This is a genomic window from Breoghania corrubedonensis, assembly GCF_003053845.1.
In the GTDB taxonomy this organism is placed as follows: domain Bacteria; phylum Pseudomonadota; class Alphaproteobacteria; order Rhizobiales; family Stappiaceae; genus Breoghania; species Breoghania corrubedonensis.
The window spans coordinates 1376224-1400288 of sequence record NZ_QAYG01000001.1 but is presented as its reverse complement, the minus strand read 5'-3'; the positions used below and the strand labels follow the sequence as shown (position 1 = coordinate 1400288).

The following is a 24065-nucleotide window of genomic DNA, read 5'->3' as shown; positions in this document are numbered from 1 at the left end:
CACATGATTGATCGTTCCAAGGTGTGGACCGGCTCGCTCAACGAGCTGGCCCTCGCCGACCATCCGAAAAGAACGGCCGGCTTCTACGACACGACGCTGCGCGACGGCGAACAGGCTGTCGGCGTCGTCTTCGATCCGGAACAGAAGCTGGAGATTGCGAAGCTCGTCGACGGGCTTGGCGTCGGTCGCATCGAGGCCGGTTTCCCGCGCGTCTCCGAAGACGACAAGGAAGCTATCCGCGCCATCGCGCAGGCTGGTCTCAACGCGGAAATCTGGGGTTTTGCCCGCGCCATGATCCCCGATGTGGAGGCTGTGGCCGAACTTGATCTGAAGTACTGCGTCATCGAGGCGCCGATCTCCGACCAGAAGCTTTCGGCTCTGGGTGTCTCCCGCGAGAAGGTGCTTGAGCGCATCCGCAACGCCGTCAAGTTCGGCACCGAAAACGGCATCCATGTCGCCTATTTCGGCGTCGACTCCACGCGCGCCGATCTCGACTTCTTCGAGACCGTCTACAAGACGGCACTGGAGGCGGGCGCGAAGGAACTGGCTATCGTCGACACGCTGGCGATCGCCTGTCCCGAAGCGGTCACCTACCTCGTCAAGCGGGTCAAGTCGTGGGCCGGCGACGTGCCGGTGCACTTCCACGGGCATAACGACTTCGGTCTTGGCACAGCCTGCGCCGTTGCCGCCATCAACGCCGGCGCGGAGTGGATTCACGGCACCATCGATGGCATCGGCGAACGGGCCGGCAACGCCAATATCCCGGAAATCGCCTTGGCGCTCGAACTGCTCTACGGCATCGATACCGGCATCGATCTGACGCGTGTCCGCGTCGCCTCCGAGCGGCTGCGCGAAATCGCCGGCTATGAGCTGGAGCCCTGGAAGGCGGTTGTCGGCCAGAACCTGTTCATTCGCGAAACCGGCGCTGTCGCCGCGCAGTTCCACCTCCCCCATGCCATCGAGCCCTACTCGTCAGAACTGCTCGACACGTCGCGCGGTATCCGTCTGGGCAAGAAGAGCGGCGCGGCCTCCATCACCATCCGGGCCAACGATCTCGGCCTGGAGGTCGCGGAGGAAAAGGTGCCGGTCCTGCTGGAAGAGGTGAAGAAGCTGGCGATCGCGAAACGCGGCCTGATCTCCGACGACGAGTTCGCCGAGATCGTCGAGCGCAACGCATAACCGATTCGGGCTCGGGTCACCGGCATACCTGCCGGGACCCGATGCGCGAACAGAACGGGAAGGAGAAGCTGATGTCCAGGTTCGAGGGCAAGAAGGTGCTCGTGACGGGGGCCGGTCGTGGGTTCGGGCGGGTGCTCGCACTCGCGTTCGCCAACGAGGGGGCGGACGTCGTCGTCCACTACAACAGCTCGTCCGCTGGCGCGGAAGAGACGGCGAAAGAGATCCGGGCATTGGGGCGCAAGGCTGTCACCGTCCAGGGCAATATCGCCAGCTATGCCGAAGTTCAGGCGATCACCGAGACCGCATTCTCCGAATTCGGCCATATCGACGTCCTCGTCAACAATGTTGGCGACATGGCGTTGAACCAGACGTCCTGGCGCGAACTCGACGAAAAGGTCGTGGACCATACGCTCGCGGTTGACGTCAAGGGCACGATGTTCATGATCCATGAGGTCGGCTCTCGCATGATCGAGGGCGATGCTCCCGGCGGCTCCATCGTCAATATCGGCTCGCAGGTGGTTATCGCCGGCAGCCCGCGCGCACCGCAATACGCGGCGGCGAAATACGGTGTCATCGGCCTGACGAAATCCTACGCCCGCGCGCTTGCGCCGAAGGTTCGCGTCAACACGCTGGGTGCCGCCTTCATGGAAACGGAAGCCCTCAAGAACCGCCACGATTGGACGCATGGCCGGCGCGAGCAGGTTCTCGCCCAGACGCCGCTCGGCCGTATCGCGACGCCGGAAGACATGGTGCCTCCGACCCTGTTCCTGGCGGCCGAGGACTCTCGTCACATGACCGGGCAGTTCCTGCTGTGCAACGGCGGTCTTGCGATGGTGGGCGCCTGAACCTCCTTCGGGAGGCTGCACCCGGCGCCTCATCCGACGCTGCGGCCTGTGTTCGGGCAGGCCGCAGCGCCTGGCTCCCGGTGGGGGCCGCGTAATCAGAATATTGGCGGTTTTCGAGAAGGAATCCGAGACATGGGCACCAAGCTCCACGCCTCGCGTGACGGGTATGTCCTGATTCTGCAAATCAGCGACCCGGAGACGCGCAATGCGCTCAACGGCGATGCCTTCTATAGCGAACTTGAGGAGGCCATTCGTTCCGCCAACGCCGATCTTTCGATCCGCGCCGTCATCGTGACGGGTGACGGCAAGGCCTTTTCGTCCGGCGGCAACGTCCGCGACATGCGCGACAGAAAAGGCATGTTCGGCGGCACGCCGGAGCAGATCGCCGAGCAGTACCGGACGGGCATCCAGCGCATTCCGCGAGCCTTTTGGGAACTGGACGTGCCCTGTATCGCCGCTGTCAACGGACCGGCGATCGGCGCGGGATGCGATCTCGCCTGCATGTGCGATCTCAGGATCGCATCCGAGCGGGCGGTCTTTGCGGAAAGCTTCGTACGGGTCGGGATTGTCGCCGGAGACGGCGGTTCCTGGCTGCTGCCGCGCATCATCGGCTATTCGCGCGCCGCGGAAATGGCGTTCACGGGTGATCCGGTCGATGCCGAAACCGCCCTTTCGCTCGGTCTGGTTTCCAGGGTCGTTCCGCCGGACGAACTCATGCCCGCCGCCATGGCGCTCGCCGAGCGCATCGCGGCAAACCCGCCGCATGTTCTGCGCTGGACGAAACGCCTATTGAAGCAGTCGCACCACGACCGCCTCGACGCGGTTCTTTCGCAAGCCGCGACCTACCAGGCGATGGCGCACGGGACGCAGGACCACGTTGAAGCCGTGGCAGCGCTCCTCGAAAAACGGCGTCCGGACTTCAAGGGCAAATGACATGTCCGACGCACCCATGCCTTGCCCTGAGTCTACCCCATGCCTCGTGATCGAGCGGCCCATCGACGGCATTGCCCTCGTCCGGCTTGATCGGCCGCAGGTGCGCAACGCCCTCAATCTCGAGTTGCGCCGCTCGCTTGCGGCGACCTTCGAAACGCTGGGACGCGCCGAGGACGTTCGCTGCATCGTCATTACCGGCGATGACCGCGCCTTCTGCGCGGGTGCAGATCTCAACGAATATGTCGATGCCACGCCGGCCGACATCATCGCCCGCAACATGGACATCCTTTGGGGCGCGATTGCCAATTGCCCCCGGCCGGTAGTCGCGGCGGTCCGCGGCTACGCACTCGGCGGCGGCTGTGAACTGGCCATGCACGCGGACATCATCCTCGCCGGCCGGTCTGCAAAGTTCAGCCAGCCCGAAATCCTGATCGGCCTCATTCCAGGCGGCGGCGCCACGCAGCGGCTCACCCGGGCCGTCGGCAAGTTCGCGGCAATGCAACTGCTCCTGACGGGCGACATGATCGGCGCCGAGGAGGCGAAGGCCATCGGCCTGGTGAGCCGCGTGGTCGATGACGAGGCCGTTCTCGACGAGGCGCTGAAGCTTGCCTCGAGGATCGCGTCGCAATCGTCGCTGGCCGTCCGACAGATCAAGGAAATGGTGCTCGAGAGCATGAACGTACCGCTCGAGGCCGGCCTGCGCAGCGAGCGCAAGGCCTTTCAGCTGATCTTCTCAACTTCTGAAAAAACAAAGCGAATACAAGCATTTCTTAAAAGGAAGTCACCGGAAAAACAATGAAGACTGCGGTCGATTGGCCGGCTGCAGGCCGGCACGACTGAACCGATCGCAATGACAAATGGAGGATAACATGCAGGAAGCACGGGCTAATCCTAACGGTTTGCCGCCCTCGGCCGGGGATGCGGGCAAGACGACGCCCGCCTACCGCCGGCTTGTCGTGGCATCGGGTCTGGGATCTGCGATCGAGCACTACGACTTCTTCATATACGCCTTCACTGCACCAATCGTCTTCGACCACTTCTTCTTTCCGAAGATGGACTCGGTCGCAAGCATGCTCGCGGTCTACGCGACCTTTGCGCTTGGATTTATCGCACGGCCGCTTGGGGGCATGGTTTTCGGTCACTACGGCGACCGCCTCGGCCGCAAGGCGATGTTGATGATGACCTTCCTGCTCATGGGAGTGTCCAGCTTTTTCATCGGTTGCTTGCCAAGCTACGACACGATCGGCCTCTGGGCCCCGGTCGGTCTGATCATCTTGCGTTTTCTCCAGGGTTTCGCCTTCGGCGGCGAGTACATGAACGCCGTCTCGCTGACGATGGAGAACGCACCCTCGGGCCGGCGCGGGTTCTTCGCCTCGTGGGTCAATGCATCAGGACCGATCGGCATTATCGTTGCCTCCGGTCTGATCGCCCTGCTGGGCGCGGTCTACAGCAAGGAAATCTTCGCCGCATGGGTGTGGCGCGTTCCGTTCCTGCTCAGCTTCGTGCTGGTGCTTGTCGGGACCTGGCTGCGCTACAATGTCGACGAGTCGATGCTCTTCAAGGCGGTGAAGGACGAAACCAAGAAGCAGCGCGCACCGCTTCTGGAGGTGATCGCAACCTACAAGAAGGCGACCATCCTGGGGTGCCTGGTGAACATGGTTCACAGTGCCTTCCAGTACATGAGCACGGTCTTCGTGCTGGGTTATGCCATTCGGCAGCTTGGTATGGCGCCGTCTTCCATCACGTCGGGAACGATGATCGCCAATATCGTGGAAATGTGCCTTGTGCCGGTGATCGCGGCCTACTCTGACCGTCTCGGCCGGCGTCCCTTCATCATCGCAGGCATCGTGTTGGCGGCGATCTGGTATCCGTTCTTCTTCCAGATCGTGCTGCTGAAGGACCCGCTGCTGCTCGTCTGCGGGCTGGTCGTCTCGATCGGTTTCATTCACGCCTTGATGTTCGGACCCGAAGCGGCATTCACAGCCGAGCTGTTCCCCACCAAGGTGCGTGTCAGCGGCAGCTCGCTTGCCAAACAGTTCGGCATCATCCTGGGCGGCGGTCTCGCTCCGTTCGCCGGTACCGCCCTGATGGGGGGCGGCCAGGATTTCCATCTGGTCGTCATCTACTTCGAGGTGATCGCCGTCCTTGCCTTCATCGGTGTGCTGATCGCTCCCGAAAACGCAAAACGGGCTCTCGGCTGACAAAACCCGGTCCGGGCGTTCGCGCCCGGCCTGTCGGCAGAAAAATAGCCGGCTCCCTGCCCCATCGTGTCAACGGCCGACCCGGAACCCTTCCGGGTCGGCCATTTGCGTTGTGGCGCCGTCCTCGCAAGTCGGGCCGTCAGCTCGCTTGTCGGGACCGGTCTGTCTCCATTGGCTGCAGACGATCGTCCATCGGATGATCCCACCGCACTTTCTCGTCTGGACAACCGAGCGTTTCGCATCGCGTCGTCCAAGGTGTGGCTCCATGAATGAGACAGGACGGTGGCACACCCTAGGCACTGTGCGTTGCGTCGGTTCCCCTGCTGGCGATCTCGCGCAGGATGTCGCGGAACCGCGCTGCGATCGGCGAAAGCTTGTCGGATCGCCTCAAGGCCAGGCCGACCTCGCGCAGCGAGCCGACATCCTCGAGCGGAACCGCGCACAATCGTCCCGCAGCGACTTCCACTTCAACGAGCCGGGGCGAGATGACGGTGATGCAGTCCGTGTTCATCACGATCGCCTTGATGGCGAGTATCGAATTGGTGATGATCGCACGAGACGGCCAGCCCGTTCTGGCGTTGTTGAACACCAGTTCCAGCTGTTCGCGAAAAGCGCTGCCGCTGGCTGGAAGGACCCAGAGCACATCCTCAAGCCCGTCAAGCCGCAACGATGGGCGATCGCGCAGCGGATGCTGCGGGCCCATCACGATTGACCAGTCGACCGAGAATATCCGTTCTTCGGTTATGTCGGTGTGCCGAGGCTGCACCCCCAGCCGGCTGAGCACCATGTCGAGCTTGCGCGTACGCAGCAGGCGGATGATCTCAGTATCCAGTCCCTCGACAACCGAAACCGAGACATTTGGTGCTTCCTTGAGCAGGATCTGCAGTGCTTCGGGGAGCAGGCCCGACGATGTAATCGGCGTGATCCCGATCGTCAGCGACCCCTGCATGCCCTGCGCGCGAAGTTCCATCTCCTCGCGCGCACGCGCGAGAAGCTCTTCGAGCGCTTCGGCATGAAAAAGCAGAGCCTCGCCGGAACTGTTGACCTTGGCACCGTGGCGACCGCGGTCAAGGACCCGCATGCCGAGATCGCGTTCCAGCAAGGCAATGCTCTGGGACAGGGCAGGCTGGGAAACGTGCAGGGCTTCGGCGGCGCTGCTGAACGAGCCGCATCGTGCCACGGCCAGAACCTCGAGTAGCCGGCGCGGGTCGATTTTCATGAAGGCTCGATCCTCTTGTGACGTCCCGTTTGGCGGAGGGGGCTGGCGGTGGCCGATTGTTTCCGCTGCCGCCGATCATACGCCTTGCGTTCTCACCAGTGCTGATAGCCGATAGCGTGCTTCGCGGGAATGCCTGTATTGGTCGCATTGTGTTGATCTGGGGGCTTTGGGGGAAGCACCGAGGTTCCGGCCCCGTCGGGTCGGGCCCAAACATCACAAGTCTTCAATCTTTGCCTGTATCCGCTACCACGTTCTCTGCCGTCAGGGGAAGAAGAAGCGGTGCCGCCCGGCGAAGGCCACGTGCGTTGGTGTCGCACCCGATAAGCCGGACAATTCCGGCTGGGCCTGTCGGTTGCGGGCGCGGGCTTCGTCCTGCCGCTCGGCACTGTCCTGACCCTGCCGAAATGGCAGATCTCGGAGGCGCGGATTTCGGTTCGCTTGTGGGACTGACATGGCGAGAACGCACCCCTTCATTGAGGTCCACGTGGATGGTCAGCCGGTATCGGCCGGCTTCTATCAGCGCCTGGTCGAGGCAACCGTGCGCGACGCGACCGGCCAGGACGCCGACAGCGTCGAGCTGACCTTCGATGATGCGGGCAACGCGATCCGGATCCCGCGCGAGGGAGCCGAACTGTCGGTGCGTTTCGGGTTTCGTGGCACCGGCGTCTGGGTGGTCGGGCTCTTCATCGTCGAGAAATCGACGATCGAGGGCGGACCGGGCGGCGAGTTCATCACCCTGTCCGGCCGTGGCGCCGACATGCGGAAGGACCTGAAGGAGCCGTTATCGGAGCATTTCGACGACGAGACGCTGGGCGGGATCATCCGGACGCTGGCAGGCCGGCACGGCCTGAAGGCCGAGGTGAGCCCGGATCTGGCAAGCCTCAAGGTTCCACACGCGGTGCGGGTTGATCAGTCCGCGCTCGATTTTGGCACACGGATCGCCGATCGCTTCGGCGCGCTGTTCTCGGTCAAGGGCGGGAAGATGCTTCTGGTCAAGCGCGGCAGCGGTTCGGCATCCGGGCAGCCGTTGACCGCGCTCACGATCGCCAAATCCGATTGCGTCTCCTGGCGCTTCGACGTCGAGCCCCGGCCGCGCTCCACACCGGCACCCGCACGGCCGACAGCGCCAACGCGAAATACATCAGGGAGCCCGGCAAGTACCCGGAATTCACCGGCGAGAACCGCGAGCAGTTCTCCTATATGCAATGGTCGACGCTGTGGATGACGCACGCCCACCGCGTGCTCCGGGCAGGCGCATCGGTGATGGTGTTCTCGGACTGGCGGCAACTGCCGGTGATAACCAGCGCGTTGCAGGCGGCAGGCTTCACCTGGCGCGGCATCGTCGTCTGGGACAAGACGGAAGGTGTGAGGCCTCAGAAGGGCCGTTTCCGCCAGCAGTCGGAATTCATCATCTGGGGCTCTAAGGGCAAATGGCACAGCGCCGACGGTCCGGTCCTGCCGGGCGTCTATCGTCATTCGGTCACCGCCGGCGGACCCAAGGTCCACACGACGGGCAAGCCCGTGCCGCTCATGGCTGACCTGATCACGGTCTGCCCGTCTGGCACGGTGCTCGATCCCTTCGCCGGGTCCGGCTCGGCCGGATTGGCCACGATCCGCTCCGGCCGCCTCTTCGTCGGCTGCGAACGCGAGGAGACTTATTTCAATGTAGCGTGTGAAAGGCTTTCGAATACGGCATAAAGAGCGTCACGCGAGATCAGTTTTGTTGCCACATGATCTTGCGCGCCGTGCCATCTGATTTTGCGTGCTACACTTCGCGCTGCTTCCTATGTGCTTCCTGTAGGAAAACAGCAAAGCGAAAAATTAATCTAAGTCTTTGAAATGTTTGGTGCACCCGACAGGATTCGAACCTGTGACCTCTGCCTTCGGAGCTGGTCAAGTACCCCATCCGAATTGTGCGATAGGGTACGCCAGAGCACGATAAGCACCTGAAAAACATTGATTTTTGGGATCGACGCTCCGAAGTCTCTATCCGAGAACACGCCCGAATTTGCTTCCAAGTGCTTACGTGGTGCTTACGCGAAACTCGGGTCCGGCAGGGACTGGGACTATGGCGAGGATCACCAAACGGGTCGTCGATACGACCGAAACAGGCAGCAAGGATTACGTCATCTGGGACGGCGAACTCCCAGGATTCGGCCTCCGAGTCTTCGCTTCCGGAAAGCGGAGCTACATTATCCAATACCGCTCGCGGGGCCGGTCCCGGCGCTACACGATCGGCCTTCACGGCGTGTGGACTCCGGAAGGTGCGCGTCGTGAGGCCAAGGCGCAACTCGGCCGAGTCGCTCACGGCGACGATCCTGCGGAAGAGCGCGAGGAAGACCGCAAGGCGCTCACCGTCAAGCAGCTCTGCGAGCAGTACATTGCCGATATGGAAGCCGGCCTCATCCTGGGAAAAGGCGGCAGGCCGAAGAAAGATACCACCATTGCCACCGATGTCGGACGTATCCGCAGGCACATCATCCCCCTTCTCGGTACACGACGCGTGCGGGACATCACCAAGCCGGACATGAACAATCTGATGAAAGACATCATCGCCGGGAAGACCCGCGTGACGGTCAAGACCGAAAAACTTCGCGGCAAGGCGATCGTTCGCGGCGGCCGCGGGACCGCGATCCGGACGATGGGATTGCTTGGTGGCATTTTCTCATATGCGGTTGAGGCCGGGGTTGTCGAACACAATCCAACGCACGGCCTTCGCAAACCGAAATACCAAGTTCGGGACCGTCGGCTCAGTGAAGCTGAATACCGGACCCTGGGCGGTATTCTTCGCGATGCGCGCAGAAGCGACCACTACAGAATTCACGCCGAAATTCTCCGGCTGATTGCGCTGACGGGCTGCCGGCGGGGCGAAATCGTGAACCTCAAATGGAGCGCAGTCGACCTTGAAGGAAGCTGCTTGCGGTTGGCCGACAGCAAGGAGGGCGCCTCGGTTCGCCCTGTTGGATTGCCTGTCGTGGAATATTTGGAACAGGAACGGCGGCAGAGAACCGGAACCTATGTTTTCCCCGGCCAGGGCATCGACAATGCGGTCGGAAATTTCCCGCAGAGTTGGAAGAAGCTGTTCAAGGGCACCCCGCTCTGGGACGTCACGCCTCACGTGCTGCGGCATAGCTTCGCGAGTATAGCCAACGATCTGGGATTCACCGAAATCACGATCGCCGCGCTGATCGGTCATGCCAAGGGATCAGTCACGAGCAAATACGTCCACACACTCGACTCCACACTGATCATGGCTGCGGACACGGTGTCCGGATACATCAAAGCGCTGCTCGAAGGCGTCGAGTTCAGGAGGAACACCTACACGCTGGATCGGCAATCCCGTCAGAGCGCTATCGATCAGGTACTCGTCGATGCTGTCAAATAGGCACTTGGCTACTTCGCACGAACTCCGAAATGCGGAAAGAACCAGCCGACGAAATCATCACTATCTGTTTTGCGAACTCGTGACGGGACCTACGGATCAGACGACTCCGCTTGCTTTCGGATCGCGGCTTCATGTTCATGAACAAGTTCCTGAAAAGCACCGAATGCCCGATAAATGCGGTTCTGCTCACTCTCTAGAAGTGCTGCAATCTCGGCAAGGTTGAGCGCATCATGTCCCCCGAATCCGTAGCAGACACGCCCTGTCTCCTCGTCAACGATACGCCTCACGAGTTGGGTCATCCCGACGACAAACCGCGGTGAAAAGCGGTGATTGTACGCATTCCTGAAATCGCTTGTAGCTTCCTGAAACGCCCGATTCCAATAGCGTCCAGTGCGCCTTTGAGTTTCCTGTAGCTCTTCCACGGCTTGCCAAATTGGTCTCCGACATGAGGATAGATGTCCTAGTCAAGAGGAAGATCATCAATCCAAGTGTCAGGTTCCTTTAGCATGTTGGCTTGATGACAAAGATGGGCGGCGGCGAACCCGAATCGTCCCTTCAAGGCATAGGGTAGATTCAATGCATTAGTTGCCAGCGTATCGATGAATTCATGCGTAGCCTCGATTTTTTTCTTATTGGATAGCGGCCCTATTACATCAGACCAGGCCTTCAAATGATGAACATTATTGGTGAAGGCATTAATGACATTGGCCAGTTCGCGCGCGAACTCATCCAGCATCATAGAATAAGCCATCCATTGGGCACTCAAAGGGTTCGGCAGGTCTGTCCAGTCATAACGCATAATACGACCGGTGAAGGGCGCAACCTTCAACGTACGGCGGAATGTTCGGTAGAGGGCGATGGACATTGGCTGACTTCTTATTAGGAGAGCAGGATGGTCCCCTAGTGTAGTAAGCTTGTTGCTCCCGGCGCCATGGCTTAGTTCTTGATTGAACAGGAACGGTTGAAGAACATAAATGGCAGCGAAACGACGAAGCGAGGCATCAACCGGGGGGCAATGGAATTTCTCCGGCGTCCTCTATCAATTGCTCACGTCCTTGAAATCCGGCCTCAATTCGATGGTCGAAGAGGTCAAAAGCAGCGGCGATGTGGCCAGCATTCGCATAGTGGTGGAGCCCGCAAAGGGCGGTGATGCACAGGTTCACCAGACCGAGCTTCGTCTCGTCGACCAGATCAAGATCCGCCGTGGCGCGTCCCCGTGGACGACCCGCGCAATTGTCGAGAACGTGCTGCCCGATCTGTTCAAGGCAGTTGAAGACGGAAAGACGTCGTCGCAATTCCGGTTCGTTACCGACAATCTGGAAGGTACCGAAGCCTTCTCCGAGTTTCTCACTACTTTGCGCATATTGGATGCCGAGGACAGGGGACCACAGGATCTCGACACGCTGGAGCAGCCATTCCGGTGGGGGACGGAGCGCCTTTCGCCAGAGCGGCTTTACACACGTGTTGCGAAAACGTTGGACGCGCCTGAGCCCAAACTTTGGGACTTCCTGACTTCGGTTGAAGTGATGGGATGGTCGGAGGCCAAGATCTCAACTGAAATCGACGATATTCTTGCGGACTTGGTAACAGAGCGCGAGGAGATCCCCGTCAAGCGCAAGGCTCTCGTGCAGCACCTGTTGGGCTTGGGCGCCGTCGGCGCGGCGATTTCCACCGAGGCGCTGCTTCGAGCTGCTGATCTCAATCCTGCCCGACTGACCCATGCCCAGCGCCTGCCCGCCAGCTTGCGTGAGCAAATCAAGGAAGCCATCCACCATGCCAGATATGATCGGGCGATGGACGTTCGGACAACTGCTATCGCGCCTGAAGCACCGCTGTCGGTGCTCAGTGGGGACTCCGGTCAAGGCAAGACGTGGCGACTGTGCAGCGCGGCTCTGGCAATAGTTGAGGCGAACAGATGCGCAATTTTGCTTCCCGCGCGTGGTCGCCTTGCCGATCTAGAAGCGAAGATCGTCGAACGGGTCTGGCTGACCGATTTCGACCGTAGTCTGCCTCTGACCCAGATTGCCGACCGGCTCCGACCGAAACTCTCCGACGAAGACGGCGTGTGGTTGACAGTTTTCCTTGATGACTTAGCCGATCCTGACCTCGCTATGGAACTCGTGACCGGGTCGTGGGCTCGCCATGGAATCAAGGTGGTTGTCTCAGCACAAAATCGAATTACTCGCATGCTTGCGCAGGCAGTCGAAGGCCTTCGCGAGGTGGCGGTGCCTGATTTTACATTGGCCGAACTGCGCGAATATCTACGGCGAGCGGGCCGAAACCCCAACAAGGTTCCCGACGATGTGCTTCTGTCGCTCACGCGCCCGGTGCTCGCAGCGATCTATTGCAAAATTCCGGGCAGTGAACACTGGAGCGCGGTCAGTGAATATGAGCTGATGGATCGCTACTGGCGATGGGCGACGACACAGCATCGCAATCAAGCGCTCCATGCCGCCGATGCATACGCTGTGCTCGGTCTCGCTGGCACCTTGCTTGATGGAACGGCCATCTATCCGTGGACTCCCACGGTCGCAAATAGTCGGAATCTGACCGGTGCCATCCGCAACCGACTGATAACCGTCGGCGTCCTGCGCGAGGATACGCAAGGCGCGCTCCAGGTTTCCCATGACCGGATTCTCAATTGGGCGATCGCTGGCGAAATCGAACGGCGTTTCCTGGAGGGAGAGGCGACTATACAAGGCGTTGCCGATCGCCTCGATCAGATGGATGGTATCGCCACGCCGCGTGGGGACCGGCTCGGGCGACGCCTCGGTTATGTCCTGCACGACTTGTTCTGGAAGCTGGTGCGAAGCGCTCGGCCCGAGGAAGTTGGCGAGCTGGCTCTCATCACGGTTCGTTCCGGCGTGGCGTCGCGAGAGCATGAGCACTTCTTCAAGGAGGGGCTTGGAAGCCTTGGCGCTCCAGTTATCCCAGTGCTCACCTGGATGGCGCGCCAGCCCTATTCTGACAACGAATGGCTACTACCACGGTATTTGGCCAGCGCCTTCATCGCCGTGGCGGAAACCGCAGACGTCGAGGTTGCTGACGCAGCACGTGCGCTGGTTGAAGAAGATGTGGAACAATCAAGAAGCGTCGGCCTGACTGTGTTGCGATCGACTCCAGCGCCTGAGGCCGTCGAGTTGCTCTGGTCAATCAATAAGCAGCGCAACACAGCCATGATCGCGGCCAAAGGTGACAGCAATCTATGGTCTGGACGCAGGTTGGCGAAGGAACAGAGCTTCAATGCTTTGTCCTGCACCGTTCGGGTTGCGCCACACTGGTTGAGCGAGAAAGCCTTGTCCGTAACGGATTCGGAGGATGCAGAGCAATTGACTTGGTTGCTCATGCAGCTCGACATCCGCATCGCAAAGCCGATCTGGACGTCAATCAAGAACGCCCTGCTCGCTCATATGTCGCCCACGGCGATCGCGATGCCGCGCTCGATCCGCTATTTCCGCGACCATGATGAAGTCAAGCGCATCGAAGCCGCCCTCGAAAACCCAGAGCCAAATGGAGCCGCTCTTTGGTTTGATGCTCTGGCGTACTTAGCGCCTGTAACGGCGTTGAAAAACTTGGATCGGCTAACGGCGCGCGACCTTTGGGGGACGAGTCATTGGTGGTTGCAAGGACTACTTCGTCGCGCTGGTCCCGCAGTACACGCGCGGTTGTTGGAGACTATCGGGCGCGAGCAAGAGGATGGACAGGCTACGCTCCGGGAATTGGCGATGCTGTATGGAGATCAGCAGGATCTGCTCGACCCCGCTACCTTCGACAGGCTGATCGATAGCTTCGAATCCTGCCTTGAACGTGAAGAGCGGGGAGAAAATGTGCAACCTGGAGCAATTGGGCACCTATGCGCGCTAATCGCGTCAGCCGCATCGCCGGTTCTGTTAGAGCGCTTGGCCGCGCGGCAGGGAAGCGACTTTGAACGATTGGCGACGTGCAAGGCGACTTCGCGTGACGGACGCTCGTCAATGCAGCGGGATAGTGATGGTGAGGAGTATCGCCTCATCCTGGGCGCTATCGGTGGAGAGGGCTACGACCAGCTCGTCCTCGCCGAACTCGAACGATCAAATGTGCATGCTCGCACTGATGGCGTCACAGCCGCCGCATGGACACGCAATCCGACCATCAAAGCCAAACTCGAGGCTATCGCGAAGCATCCCGATAGCGACACCTATCGGCAAATTCAGCTGATGCACACACTTGCTTCACACCACGCGGACGCAGGCTTGCGCGCCATGGTCCAGGGAGGATCGCCTGTTTTCCTGCGAGCTGTCGAAATCCGGGAGAATGGGCCACCTTGGAGCGACGAGCACCTAGCGGAGGTTGAGGCTCTGCTGAAAAGCGACGAGGTAGAAAAGCGCCTGTACGGCATCAACTTATGTGGTTTCCTCAGCGGTGAAATGGCCGGCTCCATGCTTGCGCCGATTGTTGAAAGCGATACCGCGACGACTGATGAAGTGGCTCTCGCCCGTGGCGTGTTGGCTCATCTCGGATACTATCGACCGACTTTCTTGCCGCGTTTGAAAGCGTTGATGGGACGCGACGATTCTGGCGTCTTCACCGCTAGCTATCTCGCCTGGAACGGTGACGCCGAGGCGCGCGCTGCGGTCGTGGACTGGCTTGCCGCCCATCCATTGACGGCGTTGAAGTCTTCCGAACTCCCTATCGGGTTTCAGCTTTTGGAGAACGCTGATAGCGCTCCAGGTGCACGCGACTTTCTGAAGAGGGTTTGGAAGAAGGGATTCGGCTTTGGCCGTGAAGGAGAGATTCTGGCGGCGCTCGCCGATGCCGGCGACAATGAAGCAAGCGAGGCCCTCGATACCATCGCATATCAAAAGCCACGGCGAGGCGAGGCATCCGTCGTCGCGGCGATCAGAGCGCTGCAAAAGACGTCACCTACTGAGGCGTTGGCTGCCGCCGAACGCTTCTACCTTCGCACCCGGGCGGAGACCGCCGCGTATCTTTTACTGCAACTTGATGCTGAAATTGGGAGCAAAGTCTTACTCGAAGACTATCCTGCTGCTCCCATTCCTGTTCGACATCAGATCGGCCGTTTGCTGCGACGGGCAGCACCTCGCGCATTGTTCATCGAGACGCTGAAACGAATGAGTCGGAGCGAGGTGAGTGGGGATCGTTTGGCCGCTGCCGAACTCGCGGGGTGGCTTCCGTTTGAAGAGCCCGTCGACTTTCTTGATCACCTCGCCGACGACGAGGCCGAATCCGTTGAAAAGGCCGCACTGGTGGCACTTCGTCAGAGACAGGCGGACGCGGAATGCGCCTCGCTGATCGAGCACATTGCTGAACAACCAAGGCCGCGCCAATGGGCATGGCTGCATGCGCTTATTCGAAGAGGTGACCCAGCCCATCTGGCCGACCCCAAAGATCCACGCTCGATACATGGTCTGCTTGATCAGCTCGGAGACGAATTCAGGGAAGAAGCCAATACATTGCTGAAGAAGCGGGCGAAGGAGCTCCAGAAGAGTGCGGATACGCTCGAAAAGGACCGGCATCGTTGAAGCGCATGTGCTTCGCTCGCCCGGGCGTTTTCGGGGTTCAGGGCACGCTTGCTCTCATCACGGTCAAAAGCGCTAGCGTGGGCTTTTACTGCCCATGCGATGTTTGAGGCTCGACCCTGTGTAACTTCCAAGTTGGACGATGCTGGCAAACATGCGTAATAAAGTCGATCTTCATGTTACGTTACCGCCGATGAAATGTGGAATTCTGATCATAGGCTCGCTGTACTGGGACGACGCGAATGGACGGGCCGATTGGCGCAAGGATCGGCTGAGCACGTCGGCCAGCATACCAGTCCGGGCACCGATCTATTACGGGCGCAAGTCCAGATCGCGCGGTGACACCTATACGATGACCTTCCGGGGCAACGATCCCTCTGGTGTCGCAACCCTTGTGCCCTGTCTGCGCGAGATTGAGAGGATCGAGGATCTGAAGGACGAGGCCGCGGCCTTGTGGAAGGCTGAAGCGCCCCAGTCGCGATCAGGCGCGATCGGGAGCGGCTGGGGCTGTGTCGGTGCTTTACTTGGGAGCGACGAAGCCCGCGAGTCGCTAGGGCGGGCCTGGAATGCTCACTTCCGAAAAATCCGAGGGGAAGGCCTGTCCGTTGTGGGGCCTGGCGGCGAACTTGATCTTGCCTGGCCGGAGACAGTGACTGGTCAACCGGCGGATATGGACATCATACTGGCCACCGCGACCCTACCGGAAGCCGAGCCACCAACCGCGCAGACACTCGCGGATGCTTGGCTCGGTCAGAACGGTGGATATGAGCGCTATTTTCTTGAGAATATACGTCACGGTATCCGCACCGTTCATGACCTTGAAATCTGGCGCTGCATCGAAGCCGGGACGCCCGGCTGGGTGGAAACCGACGGCTACCGCGAAGCGGTGGAAGTCTTGCGCGGCGAAGAGCAAGGCCGCTGAAACTGGGAAGGTTTGGCCGTGACGGATCAACGGCTGTTATGGAGGTATTTTTACCTGCTGATCTAGTCCTGAAGTCGCTTTGAGAAATCGGTGCCTACTGTCACACCAGCGGCTAGCAAGGCATCGCAGACTACGCTCCACGCCGCTTTGTTAGTCAGGGTCACAGCCTTTGATCCAATTGTAAGAGCCCGCTTGCCGATCCCGAGCTCGTTCCAGAAACGATTGTTTGCCGCTTTTGCCCATCGCTCCGCCACGGCTGCGAGTGGCCCCTCAGCGGTCGATGGCTCCAGGCGCTCCAGGACATTCAAATAAAGATAGGCAATGGTCGGACAGAACGGCGCCTCATTGGCGACCTTTGAGAGCAAAGGCAGAAACGGTGTCAATTCGGGGTCGGATAAACCCTTCGTATACGATTGCCCATCGCCAAATCCGTAGCTCAAACGCATATAGAATGCGCTGACGAGTTCCTTCAGGTGGATCTCCATGCCATCGCTCGACGACCACAGGTGGCTACGCCAATGCCGTGTTTCCTTGAGGCGCGGCCAAAAAGCCTCACGCACCGACAAGAGATAAGCCCGATCCTCCGGGGAGCCTTCAATGAGACGAAGATCGCTCTGCACGATGAACGCCGCCGCAGCGTCAATGAAAGCCTCATCAGAAAAGGCTTTGAGCACGCTGAGTACAAGCTCCCGGTGAAGTTCATCCGGCCAGTTGCGGGCATGCACCGCCGCATAATCCATCAGGCCGCGCGTCCAGACGCGCTCAATGTCGCTGTCGTCTTTGCCGTCCTCCCCCGGCCTGTTTGTCTCTAGAAGCCAGTCGCGATTGGCGCGCATGACAGCCTGCGACGTGGATCCGGCATTTGAGCCGAGGCGCTGGAGAATCCGCAGCCATGCCGTCGCGGTTCTCTCATCGTAATAGTAGTCGGGCCACTCCGGTTCGCGCGGGGCGCGTTTCTCAGTGCCGCTTTTTCCGCCGATCGTCAGGGTCTGTCTCGGACGCTTCGACCTGCGTGACGGCGGAGTCGGCCAGTCCGGCTCCGCTCCGCCTTCCCTCCATCGCCGCTCCGCTTCGATCATGGAGGCGAGGCGCGATTCCAGGTCTGTGCGACGTTTTTGGTAAGCTGCTTCATCCTCGTCACAATGCGCGCGCCGAGGAATCCTGCAGGCGAGGAGCGCCAGGCGGCTCAGTGAGATCAAGAGCTTTTCGTCGATCTTTTCGACGGCGCTGCCATGTCTCAGAAACGCCGGCGCAGCGCTCGCCGGAAATGCCACAACGGATTGTACGAGGTGCTCCGCATTCGCCTCATCACCGGAGGCGGCCGCGAGATATAGACGTCCGGCGATCGCCATCGCGTGCGGGTCGTACATGACGTCATCGCGCGGCAATGCCCTGGATTGATCTCGAGACTGCAGCGCCTGCTCGAAGACCGAGGTAATCTCGGATCGGTGCCGCGCCAGATCGTCCGGGGAGCCAACGCGGGCGAGGAGCGCTGCCGCGGATACACGCGCAAGCCACGGATCATCCGGCTCATGCGACGCATCGTCGTCCGTCCCAGGTACGGCGGCGGCCGTTTCGGTCAGGATCATTTCCGCATCGGCAACGCTGACATTAACCGCCCTGGTTTCGTCATCCATTGCAGAGCGAACGGCCAGCGACCGGGTGAACGTCGATTGCTCCGCAGTCACCTTCGTTGCCTCTTCCTCCAACCATTTTTTCTGTCCGCGTGGCCACTGATAACTCCATCCTTTGCGTTCTTCGCCCGCAGCGTCTCTTTCAGTAATCAGCTCATAATTGTCCCGTGAGGCGAGGCGAAGCGCATGGGATGCCATGAACTCAGGTGACGCCCAGTCAACCCTGTCTTCGGTCCAGGGCCCAAGTCGGCTCACCGCCGCCTCAAGATGCTCACGCAGCGCACCCAACTCCTCCTCGGGCAGATTGAAGACGAGCTGTGGGAATACATCATGCAGCGCGATGCTCCGTGATACGCGGCCCGCCAAATCCTGCTCAACAGCTTGATCGGCCGTCGGCGACGCCCGCCAGGCTCTTCCCAGAACACCCCCGTCCATTCGATCGATTGCATCGAGATTGGCGCGGCCGGCGTCGAGCGCCAGGGTTTCCGGAGACGTCAGAAGATCCCGTAGGTTCGATCCGTTCAGGGATGAATGCGACAAGACGAGATCGACAATGACAAGCCACAACGCCCCGAGGATCGGCGCCTCACCGGCGACCTCTTCAATGACCGCTTCAAGCGTCTCACCTTCATCAAGTCTTCGATGCGCCCAATGCTCCACTGCCGACAACGCCTTGGTCAGCATGGCCGACGGCGCGCGCCCACGCGACCAGCCATAGCTGAACGGCGCCTCAATCCTCCGGGTCTCTCCCAGGAGCTGAACCGAAAACTCCGGATCGCCCTTCTCAGGCGCACATGTACGCTCGGTCAGAGTTCTGATGAACGCCGTGCCTGCAGCGGGCGCGGCCTGAAGAATCTCCGCGAATACGCCAATGCCACACCGGCCAAGCACGAAAGGACCGTCGATGCGCGACATCGCATAGGAGCGGCGGCGCTTCGGCCTCATGCGATATTCGTCTTCCTCGTCATCGTCTTCGAGCGCGCGTAGAAAGGCGGCCGTAAATTCGGCAGGCGCAGCACCAGGCAACCGTCCCGGGAATTCGAGGATCTGACTCATCGCCGCTTCAGGCCGTTTCGAATGCGCTACAGCGTTCAGATACCGTGCTGCGGCGCCGGGGGAAGACGGCGCCCAAAGCGCCAGGTAGAGCCGGGCCGTCTCAAGCGCATCGCCGCTTACCGCATATTTGATCTCTGGAAGGCGCGCGCCATACCGCGGCAGCGGACGATCCCTCTGCTCAATATCTGCGATCAGAATATCGGCGTAGCGATCGAGCAAGATCGGCGTCACGGTCTTTTCGCCGAACGCTGCAAGAACAAGCCAGTTCTGGAAGAGATCGACCGCAGCGGACAAGGCAGTTGCCCCCAAGCGGTCGAAACGCTGCAAACACCACAGGATCAGACGCATCCACTCCGGTCCGGTTGGAATGGTCATCCCTTCCGGCATGACGACCCCCTCCGGCAGAACCGCCTTGAACAAGGATGTGGCTGACTGGGTGTGCGACGCGACAAAGCGTCGGATCAACCGCGCCGCGCGGCCCCCTTCATCTTCAAGCAAAAGAGCGTCGTATCGCTCGAGCAACACGTCCGCACGTTCGGATCGGACCAGCGCTAACAATGCGAGCCCTGCCCATCCGGATGCGACCCCCTCAGCCTCCAGTCGCGCGAGCAGTTCCGGCCACGCCTCGGCCGTGCCGCTTTCGGCGAGCATCCGGCACGCCAACTCAAACCCACGCGCCATCCAGAAGGGCGGCGGCGCGTCCAGTGCCAGCCTGTCGATCACGCTTGGATCATCAGATAGAACGCAGGCGACCGCCCAGTCCGTAAACAGATCATGCCGGTACCGGACTCTATCGGAATGGATCTCGACGAGCACCTCGTCCGCGATTAATTCTGCAACGGCCTGCGCGTCTTGTCCGGAGACATCGACAAGGCCGGCATTGTCGATGAGACCGTTGGCGACAACATGAAGCACGCGCTTGCGGGCATGAAGCTCGCCTTTTGTGCGCTCGCCGATCCCCGCGCCGGAAGCTTGCCAGTCCTGCGCCAGCGCCGCTTCGCTAATCGCTTCCGCCGTATCTAGTCGCGTTCTGACCAGTAGCCGCAACTTCAGCGGATTTCGGGCGAGCGTTTTCGCCGGATGGTCCGGTCTCAGCAGGGGTGCAAGCTGCGGGGCCATCTTCGCGAGCGCTTCGGCTTCATCATCGTCGAGCCTTTCCACAATCAAGCGGCTGCGTGCAGACAATTGTCCGAGAATCTCTTCGCCAACCCAGAGGGCGCCTTCCTCCTCCCATCCGGGTCGAGCGGTGAACAGCAACGTGACGCCTGGACAATGCAGCACCGCCCGCAAGAGGTCGATCAAGGTCTTTCGTTGCCCGCCGTCCCGAAACCGGTCTAGGCCGTCAACACAGAGATAGCCGCCGCCGTCGCAGGCGAGATCGCTCAGAAATTCCTCAGCCGTCGCCTCAATACCAAATAGGGCCCGCATCGCCGGCCAACCGCCAGCCGGCGTCCGATCTGGCGCCAGCACCACAATGCGCGATGCCGCCTTGCGCGCCTCAATCGCAGTTCTCATGAGGGCGGATTTGCCGACGCCGCTCGGCCCAGAAATTTCAACTACGCCGCCCTGGGTTTCCGCCGCATGAAGTAGCGCCTCCAAATCGCGCCTGGGCTTTTCCCGAGCGAGCCGGCAATTACTCACCGTAAGACCGATATCATCGAGCGCGTGGCGGCTCAGTTCCTCGATATGACGACGCGCGGCGGCGAGCCTTGGTGCGGAACCGACGCTCACGCCGAGGTCGTTCAGCTTGCGAACCAATTCGCTCCGGTTCAATTCGCCGCCAATCGCGTCGGCGCGAAGAACAAGCCCGAACAACGCGTCATAAGGATCGCCGCCTTTCTCAGACGCCAGCTGTCGCGCCCGCAAGCGGTCATGATGCTCGGCTATGGAGTTCGGGCGCGCATAATCGAAAGTCAGCACCGAGAATGACCGCAGCACGTCATGGAGAACGTCGTCCCCGGTCGCGCCGTTCGCCGCGAGGTGCGCTTTGAACGCAGCCACGAAGGCCCGCATTTCCCTGTTGCCGCGCCCCGGCGTCTCCAGGAGCGTCAGGAACGAAGTGCCGTCGATGGTCTGCTGCGCCAGTTCGAGCGCTTCCTGCACGCCGTTCTCAATCGCGCCTGTCGTCCGCTCTATGGCGACGGCAAAGCGTCGGTCCGGCTCTATCTTTCGCGCCTTGATGATCCCGTCCACGATTGACGCGAAATTGGCGTCGCCTTCCGTGAAGGCCATCGATCGTTTGACCTGGACCTCAAGAAACCGATCGTCGCCTTGCGGCGTAGCGCCCCGCACGATCACGTCGTCAAGCGGATGCCCTTGACCGCCCCTCTGGAACTCAAGCCGATCGACAATCACGCCCGGCAGCCCGAACGGCTCGGTGCTCGCCAACAGGGCAAGGGCATAGTGTGTGCCGACCTTGGCTTCGAACTGCGGACCGGCGGGTCCCGTCGCTCTCGGGCTTGAATCGGCTATCGGTCGCGCTCCTGACATCGTCTTAGGCACTCAACGGTTCTGGGCCGTAGTGAGCTTTCATGCACCCCCGAAAAACTGAGGCGAAAGCGTAATGGCAATTTGTCGGCATTGGTCCCCTTAATTCTGGGCAGTCTTTAACCGCCCTGGATTGCTTCGCCCGGCAGTCGCCCCACTCGTAATGGCGATGAGTTCAATATGGGCGGACTAAAGTCTAGGATGGAGCTGGCGGTCAATGTGGTTGGACTTGAACCCGAACCGCCTCGAAGCCGCCGTCACAGAAATCTTCATTGCCGGCCAGGGCTCGATAGAGCTTGGCGAGCCAGTAGTTCGGGCCTGACACTTCCTCGAAGTCATCCGCTCCCTCGATCAACTTCTCCGCGACGCGCTCCGCATCTTCAGCCGAGCCAAAAGCGCGACGAAGCGCGGGATATTGTCCTCCCAAATGCTCGAGGCCCATCCGTCTGTACCGGTCAGCGAGGTTGAGCTCCTTGAAGTGCGACCGCAGATGCTGGAAGGTCTGAAGCGACATCCCGGCCGGCCGCGTCAGACGGTAGGATAGAATGAGTGCGTCCGCCTCCATGCGCGCGCGCACCGCCAGAAACGCCACGTCGGGAATCATGTCGTAACAGGGGTGCAGGAACATCCGCACATTCGTCCCTTCGTCCAGAATGCCATCCCGCTTGCGCGTGTTGCAGACCGCGCAGCTCGGCACGAGATTCTGTGGGAACACCGAGAACTCGGGGTACTGCTCCTTCGGCAGATAGTGATCTAATGTCGAGGATTCGCTGATCCCGCAGAACGGGCACCGCGCGACGCTGATTCTCTTCAAGAGATCGCCGCGGAGCGCCGTCATTGGCTCGGTCTCCACGGTGAACGCGTGCCGCATCGCCTCCTTCTGCGGGCCGGTTAGCTGAGCTTCATCCAACCCGCCGACCTCTGGCACAGCATCCTCGTAGCCCTGATAGGCGGCGAGCACCACCGCGCGCACCGCCTGCATCCGTCCCCGCCGCGGTTGGTGCTTGGCCGCGGCAATCTCATCGAACACGTCCGTCGCATCGACGGCGAGCAGCGGGATCGTGCGCATCCGCTACTCCTCAATCTCATCGCGAATGCTCAAAACGTAGGAGCGCGACGCGAAGCCCAACTTGCGACCGAAAGCCTCTTCGATCTCCTCAAGCGTGTTTCGGCGCGCCAGCGCGCTCAGTGTCTCGTGCCAATCGGTCGAGCCGTCGCCGAGATTGAAGACCTCCTGCGTGATGACGCCGATGCTTTCCGCGAACGTCTCCACGCTCGGCGCGACAACGCGGTTCTGATCGGCCGCTCGGCGCAGCACATGGACATATTTCGCCGGGGTCTCCTGCAGGACCACCGGCGAGTGAGTGGCGATGATCGCATAGCCGTCGAACGCTTCCAGACAGGCCCGCACGCTCTTGAGAAACGCGGCGAGCAATGGCGGATGGAGATGGGTTTCGGGCTCGTCAATGAGAACCAGCGTCGGCTCCGACCCCGAGATGTGTGCCGTGAGCTCGGTGACGATCTTGAGGACAGCCTTGTGACCACTGCTCAGCCCGCGGAAAAGCTCCCCGAGCTCGTCATCATCGCGATTGGCGTAAAGCTGGGTCAATCCGATGCGCTGGAACGATGGATCGCGCAGGAGCGGCTTCAATATTTCCAGCAGATTCTCCAGACGGTCGGCCTGGCGGACACGCTCCAGCGCAGACAGGAACTCTGCCTCGATCTCTGCCGGTGTGCGCAACCGATAGGCTTGCTCACCGTTCGGCGCGTCATCGTCCGATCGCTCGCGAAGACCACAGTAGACGTATCCAAAGATTTCTCCGCTCTCCTGGAGCCTCTCTTTCTCTTCGTCGGTGCGCCCTGGAATGACGAAGGTATCGAACGCGCTGTAGGACACCACAACCACAGTCTTGAACGGCGGCGCGGTGCCGACGAACCGACCCGCCGCCTTGTCCAGCACGTCTTCTTTGCTGCCGTAGCCGTAGCCGCTCGCCACGATCGCGAGGTTCGAGAGCAGGCGGGTCTTGCCCGTCCCGTTGTAGCCAATCAGGGCGTTGATGCGGTTCGGCAGCCGGCCGCGCCGCCGAAAATCGAAGTCGATCGTGAAGGCGTTCGAGTCTCGCGCCACCCGCGTTTTGAACTTGACCCTAAACCCCGCGCTTCGCCGTTTCGTCGGCAGGGTGGGCGCACGCAGTAACCGCGTGGCGTCATCGATCGTCCGCTCGGCGCCACTAAAACGCAGCAGCGAGACACGATAGGCCTCGCTGTCTTCGACACTCGCTTTGATCTCGTCGTCGAACGCGACATCTCGAAGGCCTCTGAGATACGGTTCGAAGACGTCGCGTCCGAGTTTGTAGAGCGTCTCATAATAATCGAGGTCTGCACCCAGCGAGGCATGGTCTGCGGGCAATTCCTGAAAAGGCCGCTTGGGCATTTCGGTATAGCCGCTGGATCGACCCGCTTCGATGATCTTGATGCTGCCGAGGTCATAGCTTTCATCGGCCGATATGTGCAGCGTGACGTGGAACGTTGTCTTGTAGCCGTAGTCATCCCAGTTATCCTGGACGAGCACGGCATGGGGGTAGCGATTGGTCGTGGGCGAGTCCCCGGACCTGAACTTGACGATGAATCTCATTCCAATCTCCCCCTCGCGGCGGGCACCCCCATCAGTGATGCGGCACGCAG

General features: G+C 60.8%; 15 protein-coding genes. 10 read left to right on the top strand and 5 right to left on the bottom strand.

Features of this window, described 5'->3' with window-relative positions; all coding sequences use genetic code 11:
- Positions 1-3 precede the first annotated feature (3 nt).
- The 5 genes from C8N35_RS06125 to C8N35_RS06105 all read left to right on the top strand — a co-directional run bounded on the left by C8N35_RS06125 (position 4) and on the right by C8N35_RS06105 (position 5158).
- Complete coding sequence (locus C8N35_RS06125) at positions 4-1179, top strand: LeuA family protein (protein ID WP_107988658.1); 1176 nt, start codon at positions 4-6, stop codon at positions 1177-1179.
- 71 nt (positions 1180-1250) lie between these two features.
- Positions 1251-2024, top strand: a complete 774-nt coding sequence (locus tag C8N35_RS06120) for an SDR family NAD(P)-dependent oxidoreductase (protein ID WP_210203394.1) — start codon at positions 1251-1253, stop codon at positions 2022-2024.
- Between the two features lie 132 nt (positions 2025-2156).
- Positions 2157-2957, top strand: coding sequence for a crotonase/enoyl-CoA hydratase family protein (locus C8N35_RS06115; RefSeq protein WP_107988656.1), 801 nt, complete (start codon positions 2157-2159; stop codon positions 2955-2957).
- Position 2958: 1 nt separating this feature from the next.
- The gene (locus tag C8N35_RS06110) at positions 2959-3756 is read left to right on the top strand and encodes an enoyl-CoA hydratase-related protein (protein WP_245926674.1); all 798 of its coding nucleotides are present in this window, start codon (positions 2959-2961) and stop codon (positions 3754-3756) included.
- 70 nt (positions 3757-3826) lie between these two features.
- Positions 3827-5158 carry an MFS transporter gene (locus C8N35_RS06105; protein ID WP_170122033.1) on the top strand — a complete coding sequence of 444 codons (1332 nt, stop codon included), beginning with the start codon at positions 3827-3829 and terminating at the stop codon, positions 5156-5158.
- A gap of 292 nt (positions 5159-5450) precedes the next feature.
- Here the strand turns inward: C8N35_RS06105 and C8N35_RS06100 are convergent, their stop codons facing one another.
- The gene (locus C8N35_RS06100) at positions 5451-6377 is read right to left on the bottom strand and encodes a LysR family transcriptional regulator (protein WP_107988654.1); all 927 of its coding nucleotides are present in this window, start codon (positions 6375-6377) and stop codon (positions 5451-5453) included.
- 451 nt (positions 6378-6828) lie between these two features.
- Between C8N35_RS06100 and C8N35_RS24160 the strand changes: the two genes are divergently transcribed.
- From C8N35_RS24160 to C8N35_RS06085, 3 genes are all read left to right on the top strand, one after another.
- The gene (locus C8N35_RS24160; protein WP_245926673.1) at positions 6829-7602 is read left to right on the top strand and encodes a phage late control D family protein; all 774 of its coding nucleotides are present in this window, start codon (positions 6829-6831) and stop codon (positions 7600-7602) included.
- Complete coding sequence (locus tag C8N35_RS06090) at positions 7599-8075, top strand: DNA-methyltransferase (protein WP_245926672.1); 477 nt, start codon at positions 7599-7601, stop codon at positions 8073-8075. Before C8N35_RS24160 ends, C8N35_RS06090 begins: the two co-directional genes overlap by 4 nt.
- 370 nt (positions 8076-8445) lie before the next feature.
- On the top strand, positions 8446-9762 hold the full coding sequence (locus C8N35_RS06085) for a tyrosine-type recombinase/integrase (RefSeq protein WP_107988651.1): 1317 nt from the start codon (positions 8446-8448) through the stop codon (positions 9760-9762).
- Between the two features lie 460 nt (positions 9763-10222).
- On the opposite strand, the gene C8N35_RS06080 is transcribed toward C8N35_RS06085, so the two are convergent.
- Complete coding sequence (locus C8N35_RS06080) at positions 10223-10627, bottom strand: hypothetical protein (RefSeq protein WP_107988650.1); 405 nt, start codon at positions 10625-10627, stop codon at positions 10223-10225.
- A 109-nt stretch (positions 10628-10736) separates the two neighbouring features.
- Between C8N35_RS06080 and C8N35_RS06075 the strand changes: the two genes are divergently transcribed.
- Both C8N35_RS06075 and C8N35_RS23575 read left to right on the top strand, forming a co-directional pair.
- A complete protein-coding gene (locus C8N35_RS06075; protein WP_146177351.1) occupies positions 10737-15284 on the top strand; it encodes a hypothetical protein in 4548 nt (1515 codons plus the stop codon).
- Positions 15285-15435: 151 nt separating this feature from the next.
- On the top strand, positions 15436-16203 hold the full coding sequence (locus C8N35_RS23575) for a hypothetical protein (protein ID WP_146177350.1): 768 nt from the start codon (positions 15436-15438) through the stop codon (positions 16201-16203).
- Positions 16204-16265: 62 nt separating this feature from the next.
- On the opposite strand, the gene C8N35_RS06065 is transcribed toward C8N35_RS23575, so the two are convergent.
- From C8N35_RS06065 to C8N35_RS06055, 3 genes are all read right to left on the bottom strand, one after another.
- Entirely contained in the window at positions 16266-21281 is a 5016-nt protein-coding gene (locus C8N35_RS06065) for an NACHT domain-containing protein (protein ID WP_107988647.1), read from the bottom strand.
- A gap of 313 nt (positions 21282-21594) precedes the next feature.
- The gene (locus C8N35_RS06060) at positions 21595-22449 is read right to left on the bottom strand and encodes an HNH endonuclease (protein WP_107988646.1); all 855 of its coding nucleotides are present in this window, start codon (positions 22447-22449) and stop codon (positions 21595-21597) included.
- A gap of 3 nt (positions 22450-22452) precedes the next feature.
- The gene (locus tag C8N35_RS06055) at positions 22453-24015 is read right to left on the bottom strand and encodes an AAA family ATPase (RefSeq protein WP_107988645.1); all 1563 of its coding nucleotides are present in this window, start codon (positions 24013-24015) and stop codon (positions 22453-22455) included.
- Positions 24016-24065: the final 50 nt, after the last annotated feature.

Coding starts and splice junctions, on each gene's coding strand:
- C8N35_RS06125 (WP_107988658.1), top strand. CDS start 4: ATGATTGATCGTTCCAAGGTGTGGACCGGCTCGCTCAACGAGCTGGCC.
- C8N35_RS06120 (WP_210203394.1), top strand. CDS start 1,251: ATGTCCAGGTTCGAGGGCAAGAAGGTGCTCGTGACGGGGGCCGGTCGT.
- C8N35_RS06115 (WP_107988656.1), top strand. CDS start 2,157: ATGGGCACCAAGCTCCACGCCTCGCGTGACGGGTATGTCCTGATTCTG.
- C8N35_RS06110 (WP_245926674.1), top strand. CDS start 2,959: ATGTCCGACGCACCCATGCCTTGCCCTGAGTCTACCCCATGCCTCGTG.
- C8N35_RS06105 (WP_170122033.1), top strand. CDS start 3,827: ATGCAGGAAGCACGGGCTAATCCTAACGGTTTGCCGCCCTCGGCCGGG.
- C8N35_RS06100 (WP_107988654.1), bottom strand. CDS start 6,377: ATGAAAATCGACCCGCGCCGGCTACTCGAGGTTCTGGCCGTGGCACGA.
- C8N35_RS24160 (WP_245926673.1), top strand. CDS start 6,829: ATGGCGAGAACGCACCCCTTCATTGAGGTCCACGTGGATGGTCAGCCG.
- C8N35_RS06090 (WP_245926672.1), top strand. CDS start 7,599: ATGACGCACGCCCACCGCGTGCTCCGGGCAGGCGCATCGGTGATGGTG.
- C8N35_RS06085 (WP_107988651.1), top strand. CDS start 8,446: ATGGCGAGGATCACCAAACGGGTCGTCGATACGACCGAAACAGGCAGC.
- C8N35_RS06080 (WP_107988650.1), bottom strand. CDS start 10,627: ATGTCCATCGCCCTCTACCGAACATTCCGCCGTACGTTGAAGGTTGCG.
- C8N35_RS06075 (WP_146177351.1), top strand. CDS start 10,737: ATGGCAGCGAAACGACGAAGCGAGGCATCAACCGGGGGGCAATGGAAT.
- C8N35_RS23575 (WP_146177350.1), top strand. CDS start 15,436: ATGCGTAATAAAGTCGATCTTCATGTTACGTTACCGCCGATGAAATGT.
- C8N35_RS06060 (WP_107988646.1), bottom strand. CDS start 22,449: ATGCGCACGATCCCGCTGCTCGCCGTCGATGCGACGGACGTGTTCGAT.
- C8N35_RS06055 (WP_107988645.1), bottom strand. CDS start 24,015: ATGAGATTCATCGTCAAGTTCAGGTCCGGGGACTCGCCCACGACCAAT.